Source organism: Aphanothece microscopica RSMan92 (genome assembly GCF_046613545.2).
In the GTDB taxonomy this organism is placed as follows: domain Bacteria; phylum Cyanobacteriota; class Cyanobacteriia; order PCC-6307; family Cyanobiaceae; genus NIES-981.
Window position 1 is genome coordinate 1 of the sequence record NZ_JBKKKY020000221.1, and the last position, 957, is coordinate 957.

Here is a 957-nt window from a genome sequence, read left to right on the forward strand (position 1 = left end):
ACCGATGTTGGTATCTACCTTTCCCCCCGCCATCACCGCCAGCATCACCAGGCGGCCATCCGGCTGTAAGGCCTGAATATTCTGATTGAAATAGTCGCCTCCTACCGGATCCACGATTACGTTGACCCCTTCGCCGTTGGTTAACTCTTTCAATTCATCCAGAAAAGGACCTTTCTTGTAGTCAATGGCGTGCTTAGCACCCAGTTTGAGGCAGAGCTTATGCTTACCGGACGAAGCCGTCACCAGTACTTCCGCTCCCATCAGCCGGGCTAGCTGAATAGCTGCGGTACCAACCCCACTGGCCCCGGCATGGAGCAACACTCTCTCGCCTTCGGCCAGCTTACCTACCCACCGTAGTGCCTGGTACGCGGTCAGGAACACCTCGGGAATGGCCGCTGCTTTGGTGAAGTCCCAGCCAACCGGAACCGGCATGGCCATGTCCTCATGAATAACGGCAAACTCGGCGTAGCCGCCACCCGGAATCAAACCAAATACCCGGTCACCTTTTCGCCAGCGGGTCACGTTTCTGCCTACGGCCACTACCACTCCCGCTATTTCCAGACCCAGCACCGGGCTGGCGTCCAGAGGTGGAGGGTAGTGACCTTCCCGTTGTAAAATATCCGACCGGTTCAAGGCCGTAGCGTGCACCCGTACCATTACTTCGTAGGGTTGGGGCTCGGGCGTTAGGTATTCACCTATGTATAGTTGATCGGCAGACCCGTACTCTTTCAATAAAATGGCTTTCATGCTGGCTAGTGGGTTTAGAAGGGGTAAAATAAAAAATACCAGGATCTGACCATCGCTGATCAAACCCTGGTACGAAAAGCTCCGTGGATTGCTAGGAAAGTCCTTTCAGAACGTCCTGCTCCACAAAGGGCTGCTTGTAAATACGCTTGCCGGTAGCTTTGAAGATCGCGTTTGCTACCGCTCCACCCGTGGGGGGAAGGGCCGGCTCAC

At 55.2% G+C, this 957-nt stretch carries 1 protein-coding gene; it reads right to left on the reverse strand.

Features of this window, described 5'->3' with window-relative positions:
- Window positions 1-810 (reverse strand): NAD(P)H-quinone oxidoreductase (locus tag ACLD7X_RS17100; RefSeq protein ID WP_411424890.1); only part of this gene is annotated, 810 nt, incomplete at its 3' end.
- Between the last annotated feature and the right edge of the window lie 147 nt (window positions 811-957).